This is a genomic window from Paraburkholderia sartisoli, from assembly GCF_900107685.1.
Taxonomy (GTDB): Bacteria; Pseudomonadota; Gammaproteobacteria; order Burkholderiales; family Burkholderiaceae; genus Paraburkholderia; species Paraburkholderia sartisoli.
Genome location: NZ_FNRQ01000006.1, coordinates 263694 through 289224, shown reverse-complemented (window position 1 = coordinate 289224; position 25531 = coordinate 263694). Strand labels below are relative to the sequence as shown.

25 protein-coding genes are annotated in these 25531 nt (G+C 58.5%); 13 read left to right on the top strand and 12 right to left on the bottom strand.

Translation table 11 applies throughout. From position 1 onward, the window contains the following. Positions 1–639 precede the first annotated feature (639 nt). Positions 640–1404: an H-NS family nucleoid-associated regulatory protein gene (locus BLV45_RS19180; RefSeq protein ID WP_090535546.1), complete on the top strand. Its 765-nt coding sequence runs from the start codon at positions 640–642 to the stop codon at positions 1402–1404. Positions 1405–1601: 197 nt separating this feature from the next. Here the strand turns inward: BLV45_RS19180 and BLV45_RS19175 are convergent, their stop codons facing one another. The 3 genes from BLV45_RS19175 to BLV45_RS19165 all read right to left on the bottom strand — a co-directional run bounded on the left by BLV45_RS19175 (position 1602) and on the right by BLV45_RS19165 (position 4378). Then, positions 1602–2576, bottom strand: a complete 975-nt coding sequence (locus BLV45_RS19175; RefSeq protein ID WP_090535545.1) for a DUF3644 domain-containing protein — start codon at positions 2574–2576, stop codon at positions 1602–1604. Positions 2577–2793: 217 nt separating this feature from the next. Continuing rightward, entirely contained in the window at positions 2794–3501 is a 708-nt protein-coding gene (locus BLV45_RS19170; protein ID WP_090535544.1) for an AbiV family abortive infection protein, read from the bottom strand. A gap of 310 nt (positions 3502–3811) precedes the next feature. Next, complete coding sequence (locus tag BLV45_RS19165) at positions 3812–4378, bottom strand: DEAD/DEAH box helicase family protein (protein WP_090535543.1); 567 nt, start codon at positions 4376–4378, stop codon at positions 3812–3814. Positions 4379–4465: 87 nt separating this feature from the next. Here BLV45_RS19165 and BLV45_RS27195 point away from each other — a divergent pair, with 87 nt between their 5' ends. Then, complete coding sequence (locus BLV45_RS27195; protein ID WP_143130449.1) at positions 4466–4660, top strand: hypothetical protein; 195 nt, start codon at positions 4466–4468, stop codon at positions 4658–4660. A gap of 5 nt (positions 4661–4665) precedes the next feature. Here the strand turns inward: BLV45_RS27195 and BLV45_RS19160 are convergent, their stop codons facing one another. The 6 genes from BLV45_RS19160 to BLV45_RS19130 all read right to left on the bottom strand — a co-directional run bounded on the left by BLV45_RS19160 (position 4666) and on the right by BLV45_RS19130 (position 12096). Further along, a complete protein-coding gene (locus BLV45_RS19160) occupies positions 4666–5316 on the bottom strand; it encodes a DUF7002 family protein (protein ID WP_090535542.1) in 651 nt (216 codons plus the stop codon). Between the two features lie 21 nt (positions 5317–5337). Next, the gene (locus tag BLV45_RS19155) at positions 5338–6933 is read right to left on the bottom strand and encodes an adenylosuccinate synthetase (RefSeq protein WP_218133547.1); all 1596 of its coding nucleotides are present in this window, start codon (positions 6931–6933) and stop codon (positions 5338–5340) included. Between the two features lie 32 nt (positions 6934–6965). Next, positions 6966–8279, bottom strand: coding sequence for an ImmA/IrrE family metallo-endopeptidase (locus tag BLV45_RS19150; protein WP_176954208.1), 1314 nt, complete (start codon positions 8277–8279; stop codon positions 6966–6968). 853 nt (positions 8280–9132) lie between these two features. Then, positions 9133–10491, bottom strand: a complete 1359-nt coding sequence (locus BLV45_RS19140; protein ID WP_090535539.1) for a nucleotide-binding domain-containing protein — start codon at positions 10489–10491, stop codon at positions 9133–9135. A 13-nt stretch (positions 10492–10504) separates the two neighbouring features. Then, positions 10505–11062, bottom strand: a complete 558-nt coding sequence (locus tag BLV45_RS19135) for a Pycsar system effector family protein (RefSeq protein WP_090535538.1) — start codon at positions 11060–11062, stop codon at positions 10505–10507. A gap of 92 nt (positions 11063–11154) precedes the next feature. Then, positions 11155–12096, bottom strand: coding sequence for a hypothetical protein (locus tag BLV45_RS19130; protein WP_090535537.1), 942 nt, complete (start codon positions 12094–12096; stop codon positions 11155–11157). Positions 12097–12257: 161 nt separating this feature from the next. Here BLV45_RS19130 and BLV45_RS19125 point away from each other — a divergent pair, with 161 nt between their 5' ends. Genes BLV45_RS19125 through BLV45_RS19115 form a run of 3 tightly spaced genes read left to right on the top strand, consistent with a single transcriptional unit; the run spans position 12258 to position 14072 of the window. Next, complete coding sequence (locus BLV45_RS19125) at positions 12258–12839, top strand: hypothetical protein (protein WP_090535536.1); 582 nt, start codon at positions 12258–12260, stop codon at positions 12837–12839. 4 nt (positions 12840–12843) lie between these two features. Next, positions 12844–13248, top strand: coding sequence for a hypothetical protein (locus BLV45_RS19120; protein WP_090535535.1), 405 nt, complete (start codon positions 12844–12846; stop codon positions 13246–13248). Continuing rightward, positions 13245–14072: an ImmA/IrrE family metallo-endopeptidase gene (locus BLV45_RS19115; protein ID WP_090535534.1), complete on the top strand. Its 828-nt coding sequence runs from the start codon at positions 13245–13247 to the stop codon at positions 14070–14072. Before BLV45_RS19120 ends, BLV45_RS19115 begins: the two co-directional genes overlap by 4 nt. A 218-nt stretch (positions 14073–14290) precedes the next feature. Here BLV45_RS19115 and BLV45_RS19110 read toward each other — a convergent pair whose 3' ends face one another. From BLV45_RS19110 to BLV45_RS19100, 3 genes are all read right to left on the bottom strand, one after another. Then, positions 14291–14866, bottom strand: coding sequence for a hypothetical protein (locus BLV45_RS19110; RefSeq protein ID WP_090535533.1), 576 nt, complete (start codon positions 14864–14866; stop codon positions 14291–14293). A gap of 2 nt (positions 14867–14868) precedes the next feature. Beyond that, positions 14869–15582, bottom strand: coding sequence for a hypothetical protein (locus tag BLV45_RS19105; protein WP_090535532.1), 714 nt, complete (start codon positions 15580–15582; stop codon positions 14869–14871). A 336-nt stretch (positions 15583–15918) separates the two neighbouring features. Beyond that, on the bottom strand, positions 15919–17223 hold the full coding sequence (locus BLV45_RS19100; RefSeq protein ID WP_090535531.1) for a reverse transcriptase domain-containing protein: 1305 nt from the start codon (positions 17221–17223) through the stop codon (positions 15919–15921). A 541-nt stretch (positions 17224–17764) separates the two neighbouring features. Between BLV45_RS19100 and BLV45_RS27190 the strand changes: the two genes are divergently transcribed. The 8 genes from BLV45_RS27190 (at position 17765) to BLV45_RS19060 (ending at position 25519) form a co-directional block, all read left to right on the top strand. Beyond that, entirely contained in the window at positions 17765–18277 is a 513-nt protein-coding gene (locus BLV45_RS27190; protein ID WP_143130448.1) for a hypothetical protein, read from the top strand. Positions 18278–18877: 600 nt separating this feature from the next. After that, the gene (locus BLV45_RS19090) at positions 18878–21250 is read left to right on the top strand and encodes a bifunctional salicylyl-CoA 5-hydroxylase/oxidoreductase (protein WP_090535529.1); all 2373 of its coding nucleotides are present in this window, start codon (positions 18878–18880) and stop codon (positions 21248–21250) included. Further along, complete coding sequence (locus BLV45_RS19085; protein ID WP_090535528.1) at positions 21247–22032, top strand: SDR family NAD(P)-dependent oxidoreductase; 786 nt, start codon at positions 21247–21249, stop codon at positions 22030–22032. Before BLV45_RS19090 ends, BLV45_RS19085 begins: the two co-directional genes overlap by 4 nt. After that, entirely contained in the window at positions 22029–22586 is a 558-nt protein-coding gene (locus BLV45_RS19080) for a MarR family winged helix-turn-helix transcriptional regulator (RefSeq protein ID WP_090535527.1), read from the top strand. The genes BLV45_RS19085 and BLV45_RS19080 overlap by 4 nt, the downstream gene beginning before the upstream one ends. 27 nt (positions 22587–22613) lie before the next feature. Next, positions 22614–23465: an enoyl-CoA hydratase family protein gene (locus BLV45_RS19075; RefSeq protein WP_090535526.1), complete on the top strand. Its 852-nt coding sequence runs from the start codon at positions 22614–22616 to the stop codon at positions 23463–23465. Between the two features lie 25 nt (positions 23466–23490). Next, a complete protein-coding gene (locus BLV45_RS19070) occupies positions 23491–24678 on the top strand; it encodes an acyl-CoA dehydrogenase family protein (RefSeq protein WP_090535688.1) in 1188 nt (395 codons plus the stop codon). 20 nt (positions 24679–24698) lie between these two features. Continuing rightward, positions 24699–25118, top strand: a complete 420-nt coding sequence (locus tag BLV45_RS19065) for an acyl-CoA thioesterase (protein ID WP_407671040.1) — start codon at positions 24699–24701, stop codon at positions 25116–25118. Next, positions 25115–25519 (top strand): RidA family protein, encoded by a 405-nt coding sequence (locus BLV45_RS19060; RefSeq protein WP_090535524.1) that lies wholly within the window; start codon positions 25115–25117, stop codon positions 25517–25519. The genes BLV45_RS19065 and BLV45_RS19060 overlap by 4 nt, the downstream gene beginning before the upstream one ends. Positions 25520–25531: the final 12 nt, after the last annotated feature.

Sequence of the window (25531 nt, the reverse complement as noted above, 5' to 3'; positions counted from 1 at the left end):
TCTAACAACCCGCGCTCTCCTTGCACATTCCGATCTGCCACGTAGACATGCACCTCACACGGCTGCTCGTTGAATGAGACGAAGACAAGCGGCACATCGTCTACCCGAAGATACATCGCATCGCTATCCCGGGCGTGGAAAATAAGGCTGGCCCCCTTCTCTCCTAACTTCTCTGCGACGACGTTCGCAATCGCATTCAACGATACCCGCAAAACAACAGCAAGCTCCATATCGCCGGGCACGGCGAGTTCCTCAGGACGAGTCAGCCTTTATGGATGGCTCATGGCGCAACTCCGACCACGTCAATTGGAACGATCACAACATCATCGCCTGACGGCGAGGTAACAGCAACCGTACCGAGGATGCAGTCCGCCGGAGTTTTTGCAGGTGCGAAATTCGCAGATTGCAACAGCTATGTCATCGCCATTAACGATAGGAGACTCTATGACCGCGCCAAACCGTCGAACGTTCTCGCATCAGTCTCCCGCCGATCTCTACGGAAAACTAGACTTTGAAGCTCTAGAGATCCGCGGCTCTGTCTCGGAGCGCGCAAAACGCGTCTGTCGTGCCTCGCAGCCAAAAGTAGCGCACTGCGTCCTGCGCATGGCATAGTGCGGCATCTCAACTGAGGAGGTGGGAATGCCAACTTTGGAATCCTTGCAAGCAAAAATCCAGAAGCTGCAGGCGCAAGCCGAGGCGCTCGTTGCCAAGAAGTCGAGTGCTGTTATCGAAAAGATTCGCGGTTTGATGGCAGAACACGGATTGACTACTGCTGACGTCGATGCGCACGGTGGCGGCAAAAAGAGCGGACCGAAGCCGCGTGCCATGACTTCAAATGCAAAGGCGAGGTCCGCAGTCGAGGCAAAGGGCAAGCTACCCTCGAAGTACATCAATCCGAAAACCGGCGAAACGTGGAGCGGCCATGCTCGTCCGCCTGCCTGGATTGCTAACGTCAAAGACCGCAGCAAATTCCTCATTGCAGATGGAAATGAGGTGATTGCAGCGGCGACGAAGGGGACTGCGGGCAAGGCAAAAACCACGGCCAACAGAGCCCCCAAGGCGGCAAGTGCGACCAAAGCAGTTGGCAACTATCTGCGCGGACCGCAGCCGGTGCTTTACCGAGACCCCGAAGGTGGCGCGACATGGACTGGGCGTGGTCGTGCTCCGGCGTGGATTGCTAACGCGAAGGACCGCAGTATGTTTCTAATTGACGGCGTTACCGCGGCCGACAAGAAATCGGTAGTCGAGAAGAAGGCCCCGACGGCGAAAAAGACTGTCGCCAAGAATGCCGCGAGTCGGAAGTCGTCGGCTAACAAGGCGCCGGCGAAACAAGCGCCCGCCAAGAGCGCGGGCGTGGCCGCTCCGGCCGCCCCAAGGCAGGCTGCCGCCGAGTTGACCGCCTGAGTGCGATTGCAAGGGGGTCAGGATTCCGTGCAAATCAACAGGCTTCGTGTCCACTGCTGGCGGCGGTCACGTTGTGGCCTTCGAGTTCCAGCAAGATGCTCAGCGACATCAAAGCGGCCCCATTGTCTGTCATCAAAAGTCAGCGCCACGCCTTTTCCCCGATATCAATAGCCGCACAATGCCCGGACAGGCTCGGTTTACTTTTTCTTCGTGTAATGCTTATCGAGAAGCTTCAGCATGTTGGTCGAATAGAAAACCTTTTTGGAACTCTTGGGGTTGCCTGGGTCAAGATATCTGACGCGGGTGAGCGCGGGGTTTTGTTTCGCCTGATTGCAAACGTCATTGAAAACCTTGTTTTGCAAAAAATCAGTGTAACGGTCGCGGCACCGGTTCATCAGCTCGCCGTAATCCCAAGGAAACGCCTGACGGACGTCCTCTTCCTGTAGGATGACCTTCATGGCATTCGGGTCCTGAGAAAGCTGCAGCTGTGACGCGAGCGCCCCGGGAGACCGTTTGAGCTTCACGTCGACAGATAGCGCGACATAGTACTCCGCTGCTGAATCCGCCTCCGCACCTTTTTCCAGTTCAGCAAGATACTTGATGAGACGGTTCTCGTCCGGACTCGTAGGAACCGCCTTCGCTTTCAGGCGCGAGCCGACGAAACCGACCGGGAAGAGCAATGAAAGACTTGACGACAAATCGCGCTTGAACCACTGGCCCGCCAAGATTACGAAGTTCGTCACGCTCGCGCTGCCGATTTCCAAGACCTGCTTCGAGAAGGCCGGTCCGATGTTGATGAGGTGAACGGCGTTGTCTCTGATTTCAATCAGCGACTCGACGTTGGCACGCACGGCTGGAGGAAGCAATGCATTCGGCATGTCGTCAAGCCGCGACATGGCCTTGTGCAGATTAATGGTCGTGGGATTCCCGGAGCGGTTCAGCTTGACGTGCCGCTTCTTGGACGGCGTTCCCTTGGCTGTCACTGAGTTGGTGAATTCGTAGATGGCCGATTTGTCGCCGCCGCTCTCGGCCATCACCTTCGCTTTGAGTAGTAACTCCCAGGCGTTGATAGCAAGAATCGAGAAGCTCTCCTCCCGGTAGGGGAAGCTCGGCTTGTTGTAAATTTCGATTGCAGCAACGAGCGCTGCTTCCGCCTTCTCGACAAGACCCATGTACCCGCGGGGTCGCACTTTGTGAGCCTCCGTTCAAGAAGCTTCACTTTACACCCCAAGGTCAACTGGACGTGGCCGCGAGTAAGCTCCGTCCGGCTCAAACTGGGTTTGAGTCTCGTCCCCAACTCAGCAAAAGCCGAAACGGAATCCTCCAACGTACCGCCAACATACGGCACTTCAAAATCGCGTCGCGGCCCCAGAAGTGCGTCCGGACGCGCTACTTGCTAATCTTCGCCAGCTCGGCCACTTTTTCAAGCAACCCCTCCGCGAACTCTCTCCGCGCTTCCGGGTCTTTGTGGTCCAACTCCTTGATTCGGTCGAATCCTAGCTCGCTCGAAATCTGCGCATAGTAATCTGCAGCAGCATCGAGGTTGTCTCCCCATGTTGCGATGACGCTTACTTTGTGGTGGGTCATCGCCATGAAGTCCGCATTGCGCTGACGGATGTCTGCGAGGTTTTCGGCCGTGACCGCCTCGCGAGGCGAAATGAATTTTCTGTTGAAGTCCACGTACAGGGAGGCGTTTTTCAAGGAATTCGAATCCTTATGAAACTGAGCCTGCATTTTCCCGAAGGCTTCAGAGGCCGTCGCAAAGTCGTTATTGTCATGTGCATGCGCCTCCACCTCCGATTTAGCCAAAAAGTACGCGTTAGCTTTGTTTTTGGCCTCATGGCGCGAGAAAGCGCGTGTCAGACGTTTCATATCGATATCTTCGCCTCGTACCGACGAAAAGACCGCAACGCAAAGCATGTCGGCCTTTCCACACTCCTCAAGCGAGATTTGATGAAGCAACAGGGCGCGTGCGACTGAGCCTCGTTCGGCCAGACACAGTGCCTCGTCATACAACTCGTCGGCATTCTCAAACGTCTTGACCAGGCCCTCGATGAGAGTTCGTGTCCGTTCTTTTGTCTTCGCGTCAACTGCCATAATCCCTCAAGGAATCTCTCGTTTTCGGCGGCTTGCGCTTAACGTCACCATGGCAGCGGGAACGAGCGCAAATCTTTTCTGCATGCTACCGCAATGCGCAAGCGGCGCGTTCAGTATCGATTTGACTTTACAGGCCGTTCGCTTGGGCGAACGGCCCCGTGCGTGAAACTGAGGCCGTCAAGCGGCTCTCGCGGATTGTTCGATTCGTACCTTGTGCATATGGCCCGTCCTTCCCAGGAAGCGCTGGCTGGTCCGCCGAACAGCGCCCGTCGCTTTGCTGGTCGCACACAACTCGATACCTAGTGAAATGCTAGCCGCTTTGACGCGAAATAATCAGCTGCGCGAGTTCTGCCATGTTCTCATCAGTCACGTCGGCAACGATGTCTGCAATTCGAATGAGGCCACGGGCCGCGACCTCGTTGGGATGCGATATCGCGGCTTCATAGGAGGGTGCAGACGGTGCGGCCGCGCTCGCCACTAACCGCGTCTCATATCGCAGTCGGAGCACGTCCTCAGGTGCGGTCAGATGCACGTGTATGACTTTAATCTGCTCAAGGCTTTTGAAGTGCTCGACCTGCCTTGGCTTACGCACAGCATCGACTAGCCAGCGATTCTTGTCGGCACATGCTGCCATGCTTGGGAGCGCGACCTCATCAACGATCCATCGATAGTCAGTCTCGGCGTCGAGCCGGTCCCCGAGTTCCTGAAGCCCTCGCCGGTCCGCCGGAAGGCCTTCCCGCTGCGCCTGCTCGGTAAGGAAAGCGGAGGAGCGAACGTAGTCGAAACCATGTGTCGTCACTAGGCAGTGGCGCAGTGTAGTTTTTCCTACGGCGAGGGGACCACTCAACAACACGAGAAGGCGCGATGCGGTAAGCATAAAAAATTCTCCCCTGCCTCAAAATTTTGACGGTGCCTATACCGAGATATGTCACCGAAGCAAATCACATCGAGAGGTCACCTTCACATGAGTTCATTGAATGGCGCTTCAATCGTTGAGTTGCGCGACGAGCTACTCCAAGCCACGAAGGCGGTCGCAACACACGGTCATCCGTTGCGTTGGGCCGTGTTCGGTCACTTCGCCAATCGGGTTGAACGATTAGCGGAGGACCATAAGCGTCTTTGCGAACTGCTGGAACAACAGCAAGCGGTGCGAGACTGATTGCGTTATTGGAGGGGAAGCGTTTCAAGCACTTCCTCTCCTTTTATCCGTCGAACCTCGATAACGAAATCGGCAATATCAGGAATGCTATAGTCGACTACGACCTCTACAACTTCTTTCTGGGGAGCCCCGTTGCGCTTGGTAGGGTAGTCCGCGATACGCTGGAACGTTTCCAGGCTACGGATGTGGGGCATTGGAAACGTGTTGCCGGAATTCATTGGGCAGAGCCAGACCCGGTTCGCGTGCCTCTCCATGAGAGCCGCGGTGTCGATGGTCAGAACGTCATGCTCGAGTCTTTTATATGCACGCGCATTGAGCAGGCCGAAGAGCCGATGCTCCTGAGCCCACATAAAAACCTTGTTGTTCAGAAACTGATACCACCCCGACGGCGTTACGCCCTGAAGTGCTTTTTCCAGTCGGGTGGGCTCCATGGGCTTCTGGTCGCGGAGAATGATTTGGTCCCCGGCTGGGCCAATCGCCACCTTTTCCGGCCGATGCGATACCTCGTGCAGTGTGCGCTCGTCGCCGGTTACATCGTAATGGTCGAGCGCAGCGCTCGTGCTGAGAAGCCCCAACGCTCGGATTGATGGCCACGTTCCCTGCTCGGCCATGTGGTACAGCGTCGGATAACGTTCAACAAATGCGTTCAAATCCATTTTTTATTTGCCGTTTGGTTGTCACCACATACGCCGGTCGATGACGTTGCGCTCATTGAAGGCGGTTGAAATCATCGACACTGGAATCCCGCTTACCTTCTCGGTCTCTTCGATGAAACGAAGTGTTTCTGCATTTAACTGCTCGTAACGGAACGCGTTGCGATTCCCAATTCCGAAGTAGTCGGCGAACGTTAGGGCGATGTCGGTTGGCCCATTCAGTAGCAGGGAACGCCGAAGCTGGGCCCAATCGAACTCCGCAATACGCCGGGGCCGATGCGTTGTCGACGTGGTCTCGGTCTTCTTCAGCTCATCGAGGGGAATGCCGGAGCGTCGGGAAATTTCGTCAACCGATATTTCCTGGCTCATGAAGCCTGAGGTGTTTCCGGTATCCGTGTCTCCGACACGAATCGGATATGTGCGACAGACCATCACGACGCGTCGGACGTGGCGGGCAGACAGGCCCGCTTCTGCGAGGCAGCCTGTTGCCGATGTGACCCGCGAAGTCACATGCGGATAGAACCCATGGTGCAGGCTAAGGGAAGTGCCTTGTGTGCCTTCAAGCATTATTTTGCGGCGATTGGACAGGCACGATGCGAAGAACTCGATTGAGTCCTGTATGTAGTGTTTCAGCTCGGGCACGTCCTTCGCGAGCAGGACGTTCGAGTCGGTTCGCCGATAAAGAATCTTCCGGGCGGTCGCGGCGCCGACACCTTGCGCTGTCGAGCCGATGGCCGACTTCAGATAGTCAGTCTCCCAAGGAATGTCGACTGTCTTGTCGATAATCATCGCCTGTGGGTCAATAATGAGCTTGTTGAAGTTGATGTCGAGTTCGCCGATTTCCCGAAGCAGGTGTTCGAGATTAATAACAGCACCCGCGCCGATGACGAGCGTCGCGTCGCGGTTCGCAAGCGCGCCCGATGGAAGTTGATGGAACGTATAAGGCGACTCGCCAGGGCGAAACACCTTGTGGCCAGCGTTGGGGCCACCGACCCGAACCAGCACGTCATACTCCGGCGCCAGATAGTGGACGATGTTGCCCTTTCCCTCGCTGCCGTACTGTCCGCCAATCAGTACGTCCACTAAGGGTTCGGCAGTCACCGGGCGCACTTCCAGTCTAGCAGCGACCCGTGCAAAGACATCGTTCGCGTTGCAGCGGTCTGTATCCATGACCACATCAGCGATTGCCTCAAGGTCTCGCGCCTGCTTTGACAAAGAACGTCGTGACCTCTCGCTGCTGCTGGTCCGGCTATTCCCTTGTCGCTCGCTCACAGCGGCGTCGCTAGCTTTCAGATGGACATGCGTGACGGCCCAACCACTAGCGCGCAGAAACCTAACCTGGTCTACGGTACGTACCCAGTCGATGACGGAGGTGGACTCCTTTGGTGGCTGATACATCAGCTGCTTGTTGACAGCTTCGGCGAGCCACTGGCCACCTGTTGTCTGTTCAAGCTTCTGTGACGCGCGGTCCAGCGCTTCGGCCGAATCCGCACCTGAAGCACTCCGTAGAAGGTCTTTCGACCGTATCAGGTTGGCACCGGCCTTTTCACACAGCAGTTTCGCTAGCGTCGATTTGCCGGCGCAAAGTCGCCCGGACAAAATGATGAATCTGGGCTTCATTTGCCCCTCTCAGTCTTTTCTTTAAAGGCTTCTTAGCGCGGCAACATATACACAGTCGTTGCAACCCCTCGGTCAACCAAGACTTCCTGAATCAATTCTTTAACGATATCCCAGTTTGCTCCACCGTGGCCAGTTCCAACGCGCGGCATATGCACGGACGCGCCGCTTTCCTTGGCGAGGTCGCGAACCTTGACCAGACAGTCTGCTAGAGCCGCATAGCGAAGACGCTGAGTCTGTGACTGTCCAATACCGTGTTGGGCGACCATGTGGACAACCGAAACCTGCTCCGCAATGTGCCCCGTATAGACCTGGCCTAGCTGCAACACCTGACTCTTGCGTGGCGCATCTGCCTTGAACTGTTCCCAGACGGCAGGATGCTTGCGACGCAGACTTGATGCGAAACCGGCGCCGCCCCAAGGCACGTTGAGGTCAGGAATCACATGCGCGATGATTTTCGGGCCCTCGCCGCGAGGAGCCAGCACGTCGCCCTGAATCTCTACAACGTGAGGCGTTTCGAGCTTTGCTTCGTCGTCAACCACGAAGAGCCCAACCACGCGTGGCGCCAAGCCACCCGGGTAGGGAGCAAGTCCCATGCACTCCACTCTCATCAGGGGAGCGTTTGGCGCCCATCGCTCATGCCCGATTGCGGTGAAGCCAATAGCATTCGCCTCGGTCACTGTGCTTCCTTCCGGAACAGCATGCCCCACCGCCACAGGCGGTTTCCAGCCTGGTGCCGGGATTACGTAGTCAATCCGGTATTGACCGTCTTCGTGACGTGAAGCGCAGAAGGCGGCGCATGGCGTGGTGGCAAGCTTGGTGAGCCGAATCAGGCAAGCTTCGACGGACACATCAAATTTTTTGCGAAGCTCGTTCACGGATTGCATCGAGAGTTCGAGCCCCGTTAGCTGCGAGAAGCTGCCGAGAGGCATCAGCAGTTCTGCCGCCCCAATATTGCACAAGACTTCAAGCTGCCAGTTGTCCTTGCTGGAGGTAGGACCACCGTCGCGATGACGAATCTCGTCGGCGCAATCCGGAAACAGTGAATGGGCGATTTCGTGGGCGATTGAGAACCGAAGTCGGCCTCGGGGACGAGTCGGGTTGTACTGCAGTACCAACTCGCCATCGGGAGTTGGTATGGTGCGAGCGTCGGGTATGTCGCCACGGGCTTCAGCGCGCATGTTTCGCCGCTTGGCGAGCGCCAAGGGGTCAAACGGCGGGCCGGCCCAGCCTTCATCCATTGCCTGAAGTACGAGTTCCCGAGCCTTCTGCTCCATCATCTCAACGGGGTCGCATCCGGCAGCGAATGCGATCACCGAGGCGTTTGTCCAACGAAATCTGTTTGTCATGAGGTGGGTACCGGGAGGTCGGTAGGCGCGAGACTGCAAAAACCTCCAAATTGTACCCAACCGTGCAGCGTCGAGGGGGGGAATGTGGCCGCTCATCGGGTTGCAGTTGAGCAGCCACAGAAAACCTGAGACAGCTGGTGTCCACGGCGAAGGCGTGCCCGCATGCGGCTAACACACGCCGATGTGGCGGGCGGGCTAAGATTTTCCACCGAAGTGCCGAAAACGGGGCTATTCGAAACCACGTATTCTATCGATGCGATACCTTCTCGCCGGCTGGTTCTTTCTGGCCCGTTGCTATTATTCGGTGCAGAACCTGTGGTTGGGTGTCTACATAGGCGCCGTTGCGCCGCCGTGTATCGCGTGCAGGGTTTGGCTGCGTCAAACAGCCTCTGCGGAGCATTGTCGCTGCCGTTGGTTTAATTCTGGGCGTTGCGCATGTTTTCCTCGAAACATCCGCATTCGACTTTGACCAGCAAAACGTATTGGCGGACATCGCCTCGGACATCAGGACCGCTGCAGGCCGCGAGGCCAACCGCGCCTTGGCCCGAAGCCGATATGGAGCTGCTCTCGGAAACGCAAGCGCAATGCGAGGGAAAAATGAATGCCGACCTGGTTCAGAGCGCAGGCGAAGCCAACGATGCACTCCATCTGGTTCCCAGAACGTCGCTTGGGTACACTACGACGCAGGCCCTCAAGGGGGAAACTGCGGATGAACGATGCCTTTCCGGCTTCAGGCAACTGCTCAAATCGCAACCGATGACGCTCACTAACACGACGCGGAATCATAGGAAGCGGCTGCAGGGGCACGGTTTCACAGTGAGTCAGGTAGCGTCATCCGGGCAGGTTAAGTAGCCTAGCGGATGTGCACGGCAATCGTATCGTTAAACACGACTTGTCCCGCTGCGTCTACGACATGCACGGTCACCGTATGAAGTCCGCGGTACGCGGTATGACGCTTGAAGGTTCTTGTGCAAACCTTGGCGTTCTTGTAAGCGTCCACGACGGGCCGCATCGTAAATTCCTCGAATTCGGGCAGAAGGGAATCTTCGTCGTCGGCCTCTTGCCCATGGTTCTGCTTTATAAACTTGCCCGAAAGAGGAAGGCGCAACCCGTCAAAGGCATGCGGCTCCGCGCGGAACGTGAATGCGACTTCGACGTTCTTCGGCAGGCATTCCGACAGCGACGGATAAGGCCTCGCGCCGGCGGCGTCCCCAAGCACGTTTGCGCGGAAACTGAAGCCTGCCCGCGCCTTGATGTCCGGCACGATGATTTGTTTGAACTCGGTCGGCAGCGGCAGCAGCCGCGCGAACGCCTTGAAATCAAGCTTACGAACCACGTAGTTCAGCGAGCTCCCGTCCTGCTTCTCATAATTCGGGCGTAAGTACGGCACCGGAACCATCTCGTCCCCACGCTTTTCCTTTTTGCAGCGAACGAGTGCTTCGGGGAAGTCGAGATACTGCATCAGGTTCTGGCCGAGCATGGCAGTGTCCTTGGACGCCATTGACTGCAGTTTCGCCGACACATCTACAAAAAATGATGTGGCCGTCACCTCATTCACCGCAGTGTAGCCATAGGATGACCAAAGGACCTCGCTGTCGTCGCCAAAGTCGAGGCCAACACGGAAACCGATATCCTGCGCGTCGATGTTCCGCTTCGTAAGAGCAGGAACCACAGACTCTTGCATGAGAGCTTGCAGCATGGCGGCGCAAGAGATGGCCGCCATCGCAGACGACTCCTTGGTCTGGTCCTTCCCACCGAAGAAGGCCATCAATGCATCACCCATGAAGCGATGCACGTGACCGTCCATTGCGCGCACCGTTTCCGATGCTGCTCGCAGAATTGAATTCTTGATGTGTTGAACTACTTCGAGCGGGTATCGCAGACCGAGGCGCGTCGAATCCTTCACGTCGATGAACATGGTGGTGACGTGGTGGTACTCAATTTCGTCCGTGCCTTCCAGATGAACGAAGTCGGGATGGCAGCCGATGCGGCCCTCGTTGACCTGCGGCTGCTTACCGAACCAGCGACGAATAGGAAGCTGAATGGCGTATTCCTCTTGAAGGGCCGGCAGCGCCGAGTCCGCGCGTACCTCGTGGCCCTCGTTCATGCTATCCAGCGCCCAGGCGGATTTCGCGAGTAGCTGACGATGACTAACCTGCTCGAAGATGTTGTCGAAGCTCTTCCTGAACTGTTCAATTTCTCGGTTTGCCATTTTTTCTGCCCTCTCAAGTTGGCTGCTTTTGCAACGCTGTTAGAAGAACAACTAGAATCACGCCGAACAGGGGTATCTGTGCCCAGACGAGGCAGTTCGTCGCCTTGGCGAGCAGCGCATACTTCCGTGAAGCAATATCGGCGAGCGCATGAGTTTGGCCAGACAGGTCTTTGACCACTTCTTCGTCGGTCATGGCGCGCAACGATGCTGCGTAGCCATCTCGGCCGCCCGGATGCCGTGCTACATCGCCGAAAAAGATGGCTGAAGGTACTTCGTGCGCAGCGCGGCCAGGCGGAACCCGCGGATGCAAGGCGAGGTAAGCGTATCGCGCAGCCCATAGCGTGACGACAATAGACAGCAGTGACACAAGAAGCAGGCCCCACCACGCGACGTCGTGAGTCCGCTTGTCCGAGACATCGACGAGCTTGAAACCCAGCCCGCCGATGTACGCCATGCAGTAGGACAGGATGATTGCAATTTTCGAGTTGCTCGAGTTGATGTACGAGTCAAACCGCTTGATGATTTCAAGAAGTAACTTCTGCTGGTCGTCGCATTCGCGAGGATTTGCCATCGAGATTTCCTTTAACTTCCGGCGAGGCGCCGCGTTGAAGCTGCGACGCTCTCGCCACTGAGGGTTGTGTGAATGTGCGTGTTAGCGAGCCGTCATGCAGCGCGACGCCCAGGGCCAGCAAACATCAGTTCGAGTTCGTCAAACCAGTTGCGCGTATGGATGAGGCGCCGCTGGTGGGCTCCGGCAGAGAGGATTTCCGCTTTCGACATTTGCGAAATGCGCTCCCAGTCCGTGTCCGAAAGCACGTAGGTGGCGTTGTTCACCTGACGGCTCTCGAGCAGGCAGAAGCCTTGACGTGTAAACCCGAACACCGCATAACCGTCGAATCCAGCCGACCCTACCGCGACGAAATCAGGTTCGTGGCCGCCGATAGCAGCAAACCGTGCCGCAATAACATTCCGATTGCCTGCCGGCGCGCTTGAGACGATGCGATCCAGTGCCGGTTTTGCGCTGAACCAAGGATTGCGGCCCGGCGGCAGCAGTTCCCAGTTCACACGGCGAACGGGGGCCGCGACCCACGCGCCGAGAGTCAAGGTCAGCACTTCGAAGCCACCGAACTGCTCGCAGAAGACGTTGGCGGTATTGGTGGCGACCGCGTCGAGTTCGCTGCCGACGGTGAATGGGCCGGCGACCACGAACGACATGCCGTCGGAACGCGTCTGAACCTGAAGCTCGACGGCGTACGGAGGAACAGCGGTGCGGGGGTAGCGCAAATACGGCACGTCCTTCACACCCGTCTTCTCGACGGTGTCGCGGCCGTGGTGCTCAGTCCAGGTCCAGCTGATTTGGCGATACCGCGTTTCCTTCGGCTGGTCGCGGTGGATGATGTCGAAACCATTTGCGTTGCGCCGGCTGGCCGCGCCGCCGGTTGCCGGGGGCAACACGCGGGTGCCGCTTGCCGGATGCGTGCCGAGGCCGGCGCGTTCCAGGCGCTGCGGCTGAATCGTGTTGAGCGGCAGTCCCAGAAGATACTGCTCTCCTGTGCGCAGATGCGCCAAGTCCCTGTTGATATTACGAGTTTTGCGATTTACCATCGTTAGATTGTCCTTATACAGTTTGGGCGCAGCGCACCGTGCGTTTGTGCCCTTACTGGACAGGACTCTCGAGAAGCCGTCCGTGGACGCTGACAGAAAAATATTTTTATCGCGTCCACCGAAGGCGGTTGAAGAGTCACATTTCAGGAGCGGGTACGGGGATGTCCGATACCGTGGAGAACGAGAGCCGACTGAGCAAACGCGAGGTCGAGGAAGAGTTGCAGAAGCTCAGCGAGGCAGACTGGACGCGGGCGGAGATTTATGCCGGCTTTCTGTCCAGAAGCCTTGCCGGGTGCGACGGCAACGACCTGCTGCAAATGGCCATTGAGAAGTTTCTCAACATGCGTCGCAGGTGGCCGAGGGGCCTCGAACCGCTCAAGGCCTTGTTCGGCGCAATGAGGAGCATTTCTTCGAACGAGCTGAAGAAAGAGACCAAAGGTCCGATTGACACGTTCGCGGTCGTGTCGACGACCGACGAGTCTCCCGAAGAGGGGCAGATTCAGCCATACGCAGTCGCAACGACTCTGGAAACCCCGGAGGACGTGCTTATCGCGCGGCAGTTGGTCGAACAGATTGAAGCGGAACTTTTCGACGACGAGGAAGCTGGTTTGTTATTTATGGTGTGGATTGATGGAACACGCGGCGCCGAAGCGGCCGCCGTGCTGGGTTGGGACAAGAAGCGCTTTGACGCGGCGAGGAAGCGCTTGCTGCGTCGGCTCGCACCTCACGATAAGCAGGGGTGAACAGATGAATACAAAGAAGAAAAACGAGCCATTCGACAATCTTGCTGATGCTTTGGAGCGAGAGCTCCTAGAAATGTCCGACGAAGACATTCTTGAAGGCAGAAACGGGGACGCGGCCAAGGCGAACGGCTTGAGGCTATTGAAAGCTGCGAAGGCCGCTGCTGGGAAACAGCGGCTAGCTGCAGCCCAGGAAGCCCTAGCGGCTGGCCGCAGTGACGTCTCCACCGTTCAGCCGGAAGTCAGGCTAGAGGAAATTAAGGCCTATATACAGCGAGCGAAAAATGACGGCCGATATACCATGGCTGCGCGAGGACTTGAAGAAATGTCCGAGTCTGACTTGCGTCGAATTTACTCACAGCTCAAGAGGCTAGAGTCATCTCGCGACTCAAATGGAGATGATGTCAAATGAGCCCCGGTGAGCGCGCCGAAAATCTCATCTCAGACTTTGGTATTACGTCCCCTGAAGAGTTGGATGTTGTCGCCTTCGCCTACGACGCCGGTCTCGAAATTGAATTCGATGAACTGGACGGTTGTGATGCCACGCTTCTCGGATTTGAGAATCGAGCGATTGCTACCATTCGCCCATCGAATGTTGGACGGGAACGCTTTTCCATTGGTCACGAACTCGGACACTGGGAAATGCATCGAGGCAGGTCGTTCCGCTGTCGCGTTGACGACCCGGGAGAAACTCTGGCTTCGAACAGCGAACACGAGAAACACGCGGACGAGTATGCTGCGCATCTTTTGATGCCCCGTCCGCTCTTGATGCCGATGGTCAAGAGCGTGGGACGTCCCGGCTTCAAACACATCAACGAATTTTCCGAAATATTCCAGACCAGTCGTACCGCAACTTGCATCCGAGTTGCACAAATCGATACGTTACCCCTCATCGTCGCCTGTTACCGCGGTAACGACCTGCGCTGGCATTCTCGAGCGCCAGACGTCCCGAAGAGGTGGTTTATCAAACGCCGCTTGGACGAAGACAGCCTCGCTTATGACGTTCTGCAGTACGGCAAGGAGATGCAAGGGAAACAGCCCGCCGAAGTATGGTTCGACGACGATGGCGCGGACGCCTATGAAGTGATGGAGCACAGTGCTCGCGGCCGTGACGGCGAAGTGCTCGTGCTCATCTATTTGACCGACGTCGAAATGATGACTGCGCAAAGCAATCGCTCGCGAGGCGCTGAAGATTCTTTCGGATTCGGCGGTGGGTATTTGAAAGGTCGACGGTAATTTCTCCGGCTATACGGCTGCTTGGAAGCAAAGTTTTGCTGGAGCAGCCTAGTTAGTTGAAAGGCCTGGAACCCGTCGAACAGCTAGCAACAAAAACCGTCGCAGGCCTTTCCGGCTCAGGCGGCGGAACGATTGAAGATGAGGCTGACGCGCTCGGATTGCGGCGAGATGCCACAATCGCCGAACTCCGCTGCTGTGCCCGTCAGCCAAGACACGGGCTATTTCACCCGAATCGGTATCCGATATCCACCGTTGAACGGTGCGGTTTCATCGACGCGGATGCACGGCACAGAGCGCCCGTCGTCGAACCGGCACGATGTGATGTCGAGGCGTCCGCCTCTACTATCAAGGTATGCGACCCGCTGTTCAAGTTCCGTCTTCTGCTGTTCGAGGTCCGTCTTCTGCTGCTCAAGGCGGTGTACAGACCACGCGGTCACCCCGTACCACAAAGCCATCGCGGCTAGACTCGCCAATAGTGCGGGGGCGCATATGCGTAGTATCGAGAACGTAGCCGCACGCTCAAGCGCTTTCGTTGCCTTATCGGCTGCGAGATTCGCCGACTCGACGCGAGAAGTGAGCGTCGTTGCTGCAGCATCAATGGTTGTACCCAGCTGGCTCTTGACATCGGCGACAATTGCTTTGGGCATGGACCGACTCTGTTGCTCTACGGCCGCAGTCAAGGAGTTCATCGCTTTTACAGCGTCTGCCGTCAACTTCTGGTCACGGATTGCCGCCTCTAGCAATGTTCCCAGCGCGTCATATGCGTATTTCATTCCGCCGACTTCACCATTCATATTCATAACCGTGGTCTATGCTTTTTTTTTAAAGACAGTTGGCGGCTTCTTACCGCGTGTTCACGCTTTAACTCCATAGCTTGCTGTTGCACTCTCTCGAAGTACGCCTCACGAACCAAACTATGGTCTAAGAGCAGGTCTCTTATGTCCGGGACGAGCACGTAGCGGAGTCCGTGCTCTTGACTGAGATTTACGAGCAGTCCGCCAGACGCCCCCTGGAGGCCACCGTGCGAGACCGATACCAACGCCAGATAGGCCTCATATGAGGCGCGCGTGGCTTCGTCAATCACCTTCGACACAGCATCCTTGGCGACTGACGACGTAAAGCGCTCGATTGTCGTAGCGGGAACCGTCTCGTCCACGAAGTCGATATACGGCACTACTGTGGAAACAAAGGCACCTTCCGCTTCCGATGTCTCGATGTACCAATGAATCTCGCGAGAAATGGCTAGCATGAGCTTGTCTGTGCCCAATGCGCGGGATAGGACTTCACGCTTTGTTTCTTCTTTGATTGAGTCGTTTTTCTTGCGTTTAAACTCAATCAGTCGCGTTACACCCGTGTTTGCAACCATCACGTCACCCAGACGTTCGTCCAGCGGCGTCTGCTGCATTAAGTTCACGCACATTGGCCGGACTGACCCTTGGCTTTCCTGCCCAACGGTAAGCCCGAGGCTGTACAGGAAATTTCCTATGACAATGTTCTCGTACGGTTCCATGTTCCTTTTTTAGCGCTCTCGAAGCAGTGTGAAGAGTTCAGCGTGCGCAAGACCTGCGCGTTGAAACACGCGTGAAGATGTGTTCCGCTGAATTGCTGGCTAAATGAGTAAACGGCTGGAACTGGGATATTCTTTAGACAAATAGAGTCCCTCTCGTGAACCAAGGGCACGTTACGCGCATCGCGACTCCTAAGGCAGCGCCTAGCGCCAGCATCAAGGTTGTTTGGTAACGTCGTTAAGACGGCGGTATGACGCGGGCGGTAAATAGCTTTCGGGAGCTCGCGCCGGCTGTCTGCTCGCACGGTGTCGATGAAAAGCGTGGGCAGCAAACCGGTCCTAAGTCCTTCGGGTTCCGCCCCGCGAAGCCACTAATTCCGCAAATAACATATCGAAGTTCGTGTCGTCCAGCAGACTCATTCCCATCAGACGCTGACGGTCCGCGGCGCTGAGCAAACTCGTCTTTGCTCGCCATAAACGCCGGAAATCGCCCACTTTCTCCGCAACATCCGCATCCAGCTGTCGGAAGATGCGGTGGTCCGTACAGAAAGAGAACGCTGCACCCCAGGCGCGGACCGTGTTGGAAACGCGCCAGAGCGTGCTGAGCAGCGTCGGGTCGGAGGCTAACGTCATCGGCTCCGACGTGCCGGTCTTCAGATGTCGCTGACTCGTGAGCGCTTTGTTGCAGAGAGCGTCCACCTTGGCTAGCAACGAGCCGCGGGCACGCTTCCCCGGCGAGATGGCCTCTGGAGATATGTCGCAGCCAAGAAAAGAGAACCCCTTCTTGGTTTCCCCCGCCGCAGCCTTTGCCGAGGCTGCAGGACTACCCTTTGTCGGCGGGTCGTAAGCATCAAGCCCAAATCGCTTGAGTTCATGCTTGAGCTGCTTCAAGCCTTTCAACGCACGACTCCGATTGGGCGCAAAAATTATCAGGTCGTCGATATAGCGTACCGACATCATGCCGCCCGTATTTAGCTGCTCGTCTATGTCGTGGAGAAGCAAGTTGCACAGGAGCGGCGACAGGCAAGAACCTTGTGCAACGCCGCGAGACGCTAGTGGAAAAATATCTTTGTGCTCGCGCAGCTCGGCAAGGTTATCAAGTTCAACATTGACTGCCCGCATCAGCAGTGCGTCGAACTCCGGGTCGTCCGTGTACTTCGTGACGATTGCCAGCAGGTCCTCTTTTGGAACTTGCGTAAAAAAATCCTTGATGTCGGTTCTAACGTAGTACTGGTATCGAATGGCGCCTTCGTAGGTTTGGGCGATAGCCTTCGCGACCCCGCCGTCTTTTACGCCACCGTGATTCCACGCCTTTTTCTGGATACTCTGAACGAAAGGCAAGCCGGTCAGCACATCAAGAATCGCTCGCTGTACGACACGGGACGCAATCGGCGCAATCACAATGGGCCGCCTAGTCGTCTTGCCGGGTTTCCGGGCGGCGACGCCGCGAGCCGGCGGAAACTCGAAGGTCCCGGCTACCAGTTGTTTGCGAAGGTCGCTGATATTCTGCTCGAGCCGCAGCTGAAATTGCTTCGCTTCGTCCCGGGTGCTTTCAGAGGTGGAAATCAGGGCGTTGGCGAGCACTGAACGCGCTGCTTTGCGGAGGTTCGGTTTGCGGCCAACCTTCCTGTACAGGATACCCATTCTTTTTGCTTCTTATGTTGGGTACGGGGCCGCATTGGTAAGCTTGCCCCAAGCCCGAGGAGTCAGTTTCCTGCGGGCGCGCCGATGCTATGGCTGACCCGTCCGGCGAGACATTGCTGCACGCCGGGCGCTCCGTGCGAATTTGCGGTTCCGGAGGCCGGACCACTCAGCACGAGGCACAAGAACAAAGCGCAAACGGACACGCCGCCGCTGACGCGCCAACCGCTGGCACGTTTTTGCTTTCGGCCTGAAACGTCACTTTCGCCTCCAATTCTAGGGTTTTTGCCCGAGCTGGCAAGCGCCGCGAAGCGTCAAGGCCGCCCAAGCCTGAAAATAAAGTCTACCGACCGTCCAATGCGACCTCAAAACGGCTGAAGCTACGGTGTTCCGGCTGACTGCGAGGCTTGGGCCGTTTCCTGCGGGCGCGCCGATGCTATGGCTGACCCGTCCGGCGAGACATTGCTGCACGCCGGGCGCTCCGTGCGAATTTGCGGTTCCGGAGGCCGGACCACTCAGCACGAGGCACAGAAGAACTGCAGTATTGATACCAGAATTTGGTTGCGCGTACAACGGCGGCCCGGAACGGCAGCAGCTACGTACAGCAGAGTGCCACCATCAATCGAATCGCTGCATTCGTTTAGCGAGTTCGCATAAAAATCATCGCTGTATTGGCCATGAAACACTCAATCCTAACGACAGCAAATTCGGTCGAAAGTGGGCGCTCACTCACACCAAGAAGCGTCTCGCCGACCTGCTCGCGTACGTCCTGACGGACGCGATGACCGACATTGAGGTGGCTGCACGAGACCTGCAGATTTCTGATGCCAGCTTCGTGCGCTTACGCCGGGCGATGGACCGGGTTGGTTGCGCGCAAATGAGGGTGGGCAGCGTGGGGTCGAGTCGCGACGAGACGGCGCTGCGAGTCCGGATGCGAGAGGCGGTGGTGTTGCTGGCAAGGGAGTGGCCGGAAGAATATCCGGCCTGGGCGGTGGAACTCGAAATTCTTAGAGAACTGTCGAAGCGACGACAGCACCTTCTATACCGCAGACTTTAGCGGACGAATATCCAAGGAAGACATTTCCGTCTAGCAGCTAGGCCGACGAGTACGAAAGCTCTGTCAGCGACAGTCGCTATATCAAGCAGGGTTCCGGAGTGTTCCCGCGAAGGAGCCGTCTAGGGCGACCCCTCACCTCACGGATTTGCACACATCTGCACGTTCGCTCTTGCGTGGCGAAGTTCCGTGATTCCTATTTTAAATCAAAGAATTAAGCCGCGTGGAGTGAAGGCAAAAAAGCCCATTTGCGTGAACAATTTGTTGATTAAACGTAAGAACAATTTTTTGTTCACACCTATCTGCTCCCACCGTCACCGACTCCGCCAGATTCCGACATTTTTCAACGTTGTTCCGTCCCTTTCGGGTATGTCAGGCAGAGAAGCGGGTGACTGAGTTCATTGTCTCGGATCAGCCTCTCAAGAAGGAAAAGTTGACTTTACAGACTGTCAGATCCTCACGACCGTCTATATTTTTCTTCGACCGACTTTATTTCTTCCGATCACCGCTCGTCGCAAGTCTCACCACCCACCCCTCCATTTACTTGACATCTAAACTATCTACGACTAAATTAAATCCAGAAATCCACGTCTGGAGCACGGCATGCGTATCGTCTGTATTGGAGGAGGCCCGGCTGGCCTGTATTTCGGGCTGTTGATGAAGGGCCGGAACCCGCAGCACGAGGTGACGGTTGTCGAACGCAACCGTCCGTATGACACCTTCGGCTGGGGCGTCGTGTTTTCCGACCAGACACTCGGCAACCTGCGCGCGGCCGACGCGCCCAGCGCCGACAGTATCCTCGACGCGTTCAACCACTGGGACGACATCGAGATCAACTTTCGCGGCAAGCAGGTCCGCTCGTCGGGCCACGGCTTTTGCGGCATCGGTCGCAAACGTCTGCTCAATATCCTGCAGGCGCGTTGCGAGGAACTGGGTGTCAAGCTCGTCTTCGAAACCCAGGTCACCGATGACGACGTCTACGAAGCCGACCTGATCATCGCCTGCGACGGCGCCAACAGCGCGATCCGCCAGAAATACGTCGCCACGTACCAGCCCGACATCGACATGCGCAACTGCCGCTTCGTCTGGCTCGGCACGAAAAAGCTCTTCGACGCGTTCACGTTCGCCTTCGAAGAAACCGAATGGGGCTGGTTCCAGGCACACGCATACCGTTTCGACGACAGCACGTCGACGTTCATCGTCGAAACACCCGAGCACGTGTGGCGCGCCGCGGGTCTCGATGAAATGAGCAAGGAAGAAGGCATCACGTTCTGCGAGCGCCTCTTCGCAAAATACCTCGACGGCAATCCGCTGCTTTCGAACGCAAGCCACTTGCGCGGCTCGTCGCAATGGATCCGCTTTCCGCGCGTCATCAACAAGGAGTGGGTGCACTGGAAGCCGCGAGCCGACGGCGGCACCACGCCGGTTGTCCTCATGGGCGATGCGGCGCACACCGCGCACTTCTCGATCGGCTCGGGTACGAAGCTCGCACTCGAAGACGCGATCGAACTGGCCAGCAGCATCGGCGCGCATCCCGAGAACCTCAGCGATGCGCTCACGCATTACACCGAAGTCCGCAGCGTCGACGTTCTGCGCATCCAGAACGCCGCGCGCAATTCGACGGAATGGTTCGAGAACGTCGACCGCTATACGTCGTTCGATCCGGAGCAGTTCGCGTATTCGCTGCTCACGCGCTCGCAGCGCATCTCTCACGAAAACCTTCGCGCGCGCGACGCGCGTTACGTCTCGCAGTTCGAGGACTGGCTCGCAAGCGAAGCCGGCATGACGCGCGCCGAAAGCAACCGCCCGGTCCCGCCGATGTTCACGCCGTTCACGTTGCGCGGCATCACGTTGAAGAATCGCGTCGTCGTTTCGCCGATGGCACAGTATTCGGCGGTCGATGGCATCGCGGGCGACTATCACCTGATGCATCTCGGCGCACGTGCGATGGGTGGCGCGGCGCTCGTCATGACGGAGATGACGTGTGTCTCCGCACAGGCGCGCATCACGCCCGGATGTCCCGGCATGTACGCCCCTGAACATCTCCAGGCCTGGAGACGGATTGTCGACTTCGTCCACGCGCAGTCGGATGCAAAAATCGGTTTGCAGCTGGGGCACGCGGGTGCCAAGGCATCGACGCGCGTCGCGTGGGAAGGCATCGATCAACCGCTGCCCGACAACAACTGGCCGCTGGTTTCCGCCTCGCCGCAACAGTATCTGCGCGGCGTGAGCCAGTGGTCGCGCGAAGCGACGCACGACGACCTGCGCACGATCGAGGCGCAATTCGTGCGCGCGACGGAAATGGCCGCTGAGGCTTCCTTCGACTGGCTCGAACTGCATTGCGCGCATGGCTATTTCCTGTCGAGCTTCCTTTCCCCGCTCACCAACCATCGAACCGATGAATACGGCGGCTCGCTCGAAAACCGTCTGCGTTATCCGCTGCAGGTGTTCACCGCGATCCGCAAGGTCTGGCCTGCCGGCAAGCCGATTTCGGTCCGCATTTCCGCGCACGACTGGGTAGACGGTGGCACGACACCGGATGACGCCGTCGCCATCGCCCGCGCGTTCAAGGCGGCCGGCGCTGACATGATCGACGTGTCGTCGGGACAGGTCAGCAAGGAAGAAAAGCCCGTGTACGGCCGCATGTTTCAGACGCCGTTCGCCGATCGCATCCGTAACGAAGCGGGCATCGCCACGATCGCGGTCGGCGCGATTTCGGAAGCGGATCACGTCAACAGCATCATCGCGGCGGGGCGCGCCGATCTGTGCGCGGTTGCGCGTCCGCATCTGGCGAATCCATCGTGGACGCTCAACGAGGCTGCACGTATCGGCTATTTCGACATCGCGTGGCCGAAGCAGTACACCGCCGCGAAATCGCAGCTTGAACGCAACCTTGAGCGCGAGCGCGCCCAGGCCGCGGAAAACGCGCGGTTTTCGCCGCAGGAACGCGCGCAGCGCGCGGAGGGCACATCGTGAACCATGCATGGCAGGGCGTTGAAGGACGACACGCGGTCGTCACGGGCGGCGGCAGCGGTATTGGCGCGGCAACCGCGGCCGCGCTCGTGCGCGCGGGCGCACGCGTCACGCTGATGGGCCGCGACACGGCAAAGCTGGAAGCACAACGTGCAGCGTTGAGCGGTGCCGGCGAAGTGAGCATCGTGAGCGTCGACGTCACGCAGGAAACGGCGGTCACGGCAGCATTTGCTGAAGCGACCACGCGCCTGGGTGCGGTGGACGTGCTCGTCAACAACGCGGGTCAGGCACAGGCAGCACCGTTCGCGCGAACCGACATGGCGCTCTGGCAACGCATGCTCGACGTGAATCTCACTGGCGTTTTTCTGTGTACGCGCGCGGTGTTGCCCGCGATGCTGGAACGCAGCGCGGGCCGCATCGTCAACGTGGCGAGCACGGCGGGGCAAACGGGTTACGCGTACGTCGCGGCCTATTGCGCCGCGAAACACGGCGTGATCGGGCTCACACGTTCGCTCGCGCGCGAGGTGGCGACACAAGGCATCACCGTGAACGCGGTGTGTCCCGGCTATACCGAAACGGAACTGCTGCGCGCGTCGCTGGACCAGATCACCGCGACGACCTCACGCAGCGAGCAGCAGGCGCGCGAAGCGCTGCTGCGTCAGAACCCGCAACGTCGCTTCGTCGCGCCGGAGGAAGTCGCGAACAGCGTGCTCTGGCTGTGCGGCGCGGGCTCCGACGCAATCACCGGACAATCGATCTCGGTTTCAGGCGGAGAAATAGAATGAGCCCCGTCGCGAAAGTGAAGAAAGCCGCCACCTCTGAAGCAAAGACGACGCGTAAAGGCGTCGCCAAGCCGGCCGATAACGTTGTCGATCTCGAGATGAGCACAGGCACGGACAGTCACATGGGCCTGCGCCTGTGGCTGCGCATGCTGACCACGACCAATCTCGTGCAGGCGGAATTGCGCAAGCGTCTGCGCACCGAATTCGACACGACGTTGCCGCGCTTCGACCTGATGGCCCAGCTCGAACGTCATCCCGATGGACTGAAGATGACCGAGCTGTCGCGCCGGATGATGGTGACGGGCGGCAACGTAACGGGCATCACGGATCAGCTCGAAAAAGAAGGTCTTGTCGTGCGCGGCGTCGATCCGAACGACCGTCGTTCGATCAGCGTGAAGCTCACGGCGGAAGGCCGCAAGTCGTTCGACAGGATGGCGATCGCGCACGAACAATGGGTTGTCGAAATGTTCGGTGGCCTCGATCTCGAAGAGAAATCGCGGGTACATGGCCGGCTCGGCAAGCTCAAGAAGCATCTACTCGACAACCTCGGCAACTGACACGAACAAAATTGAAGGGAGACGTTCATGACACAACACAACGCCGATGCGCTCCTCGCGGGTAATCGCGTGACGCTCGCGAACCATGAAGCACGGCATTTCGGATGGTCGGTCAGTGCAGGCGTCGCGACGGTCACGTTGAACCGTCCCGAGCGCAAGAATCCGCTGACGTTCGAGTCGTACGCGGAACTGCGCGACCTCTTTCGCCAACTGGCGTATGCAACCGACGTGAAGGCCGTCGTGATCCACGGTGCGGGCGAAAACTTCTGTTCGGGCGGCGACGTGCATGAAATCATCGGCCCACTGATCGACCTGCCCATGCCGGAACTGCTGATGTTCACGCGCATGACGGGCGACCTCGTGAAGGCGATCCGTCATTGTCCGCAACCGGTCGTCGCCGCTGTCGACGGCGTGTGCGCCGGCGCCGGCGCGATTCTCGCGATGGCGTCCGATCTCAGGCTCGGCACTGCCCGCAGCAAACTCGCGTTCCTGTTTTCGCGCGTCGGTCTTGCGGGCTGCGACATGGGCGCGTGCTCGATCCTGCCGCGCATCATCGGCCAGGGGCGCGCAACCGAACTGCTGCTCACGGGGCGCTCCGCCAGCGGCGAGGAAGGCCTCGCATGGGGCTTCTACAACCGCCTGTGCGAGCCAGCCGCGCTACTCGACGAAGCCGCGAAGCTCGCGGCCGAACTCGTCGCCGGTCCGACGTTCGCGCATGGCGTCACGAAGAAGATGCTGCATCAGGAATGGAGCATGAGCGTCGACGAAGCCATTGAATCCGAAGCGCAGGCGCAGGCGATCTGCATGAGTACACGCGACTTCGATCGCGCATATCGCGCGCTTGCGGCGAAGTCGCGCCCTGTGTTCGAAGGAGACTGAGTTGAACGCTTTCGCTAAACCGGACATGCACGACGCGCTCGCGTGGCCGTTCTTTGAAGACCGTCATCGCGAACTCGCGGCCGGCATCGAGGCGTGGGCCAGCGCGCATCTTCGTGACGAAAAGCACGATGACGTCGACACGACCTGTCGCCATCTGGTGCGTGCGCTGGGCGAAGCGGGCTGGCTGAAATACGGCGTCGGCGGCGTCGCTTACGGTGGTCATGGCGACACGATCGACACACGCGCAGTGTGCCTGCTGCGCGAAACGCTCGCTAAACATTCCGGTCTCGCCGATTTCGCGCTTGCGATGCAGGGCCTCGGCTCCGGCGCGATTTCACTGGCGGGTACGCATGAGCAAAAGCAGCGCTATTTACCTCGCGTGGCCAGCGGCACGGCGATTGCCGCATTCGCGCTCTCCGAACCCGAGGCCGGGTCGGACGTCGCCGCGATGGCGCTCTCAGCGCGCATGGACGGCGATGCCTACGTGCTCGACGGCGAAAAGACGTGGATTTCCAACGGCGGCATCGCGGATTTTTACGTTGTCTTCGCGCGAACCGGCGAAGCACCCGGCGCGCGCGGCATCAGCGCGTTTGTCATCGATGCGGATGCGCCGGGCCTGGAAATCGCGGAACGCATCGACGTGATCGCGCCGCATCCACTGGCACGTCTTCGCTTTACCGGCGCGCGCGTGCCGCGCAGCCAGATGCTCGGCGCACCCGGCGAGGGTTTCAAGATCGCGATGCGCACGCTCGATATCTTTCGTACGTCCGTTGCGGCGGCATCGCTTGGATTCGCGCGTCATGCGATGGAAGCAGGGCTTGAACGCGCGGCGTCGCGCAAGATGTTCGGTCAGACGCTCGGCGATTTTCAGCTGACGCAGGCAAAGCTCGCGCAGATGGCCTTGACCATCGACAGCAGCGCCCTGCTCGTCTATCGCGCCGCGTGGCTGCGCGATCAGGGCGAAACCGTCACGCGCGAAGCGGCGATGGCGAAGTGGCATGCAAGCGAAGGCGCGCAGCAGGTGATCGATGCGGCCGTCCAGTTGTGGGGCGGCATGGGCGTGCAAAGCGGCACGGCCGTCGAAATGCTGTATCGCGAGATTCGCGCGCTGCGTATCTACGAAGGCGCGACTGAAGTGCAGCAACTGATCGTCGGGCGCGACGTGCTCAAGGTACACGCGTTGGAAAGCGAAAGCAGGAAACCAAAGCCATGAGCGCGACGTTCGAATTGCCCGTGCGCATCCGCTTCGCGCATTGCGATCCGGCTGGCATCGTCTATTTTCCGCAGTATCTGGTGATGACCAACGCGCTCGTCGAAGACTGGTTCACCGAACGCCTTGCCATCGACTACGCACACATGATCGAAACGCGGCGCGTGGGCCTGCCCATCGTCAAGCTGGACTGCGAGTTCTCGCGTCCAAGCCGGATGGGTGAAACCGTCACGCTGTCGCTTTCGCTCGCGGCTAAAGGCCGGCGTTCCATCCGGATCGACATCGTCGGCCGGTGCGGCGACGAGGTGCGCTTTCGCGCGCACCAGGTGCTGGTCACGACGTCGCTCGAATCGGGCGCGTCAATCGATATTCCCGACGACATCGCCGCCGCCCTGGCCGTGTTCGCCCCGCATTGCTCATCCACGCAGGAGCTTCGTTCATGAAAAAATCTCTGCTGCCCGCCGGTTGGGTCAAGCCGCGCGGCTACGCAAATGGCGTCGCCGCGAGCGGCACGCAGGTCTTCATCGCCGGACAGATCGGCTGGGATGAATCCGCGCAATTCCGGAGCACCGACTTCGCCGCGCAGGCGATCCAGGCGCTGCGCAATGTGGTCGCGGTGCTGCGCGAGGCAAACGGCAAGCCGGAGCATCTGGTGCGCCTGACGTGGTACGTCACCGACAAACGCGAGTACCTCGCTTCGCTCAAGGCAATCGGCGGTGCGTTTCGCGAACTGATCGGCGATTACGACATCGCGATGAGCGCGGTTCAGGTGGTCGCGCTCATCGAAGACGAAGCAAAGGTCGAAATCGAAGCGACCGCCGTGATTCCTCACGACGCCCGCTAAACCTATCACTCG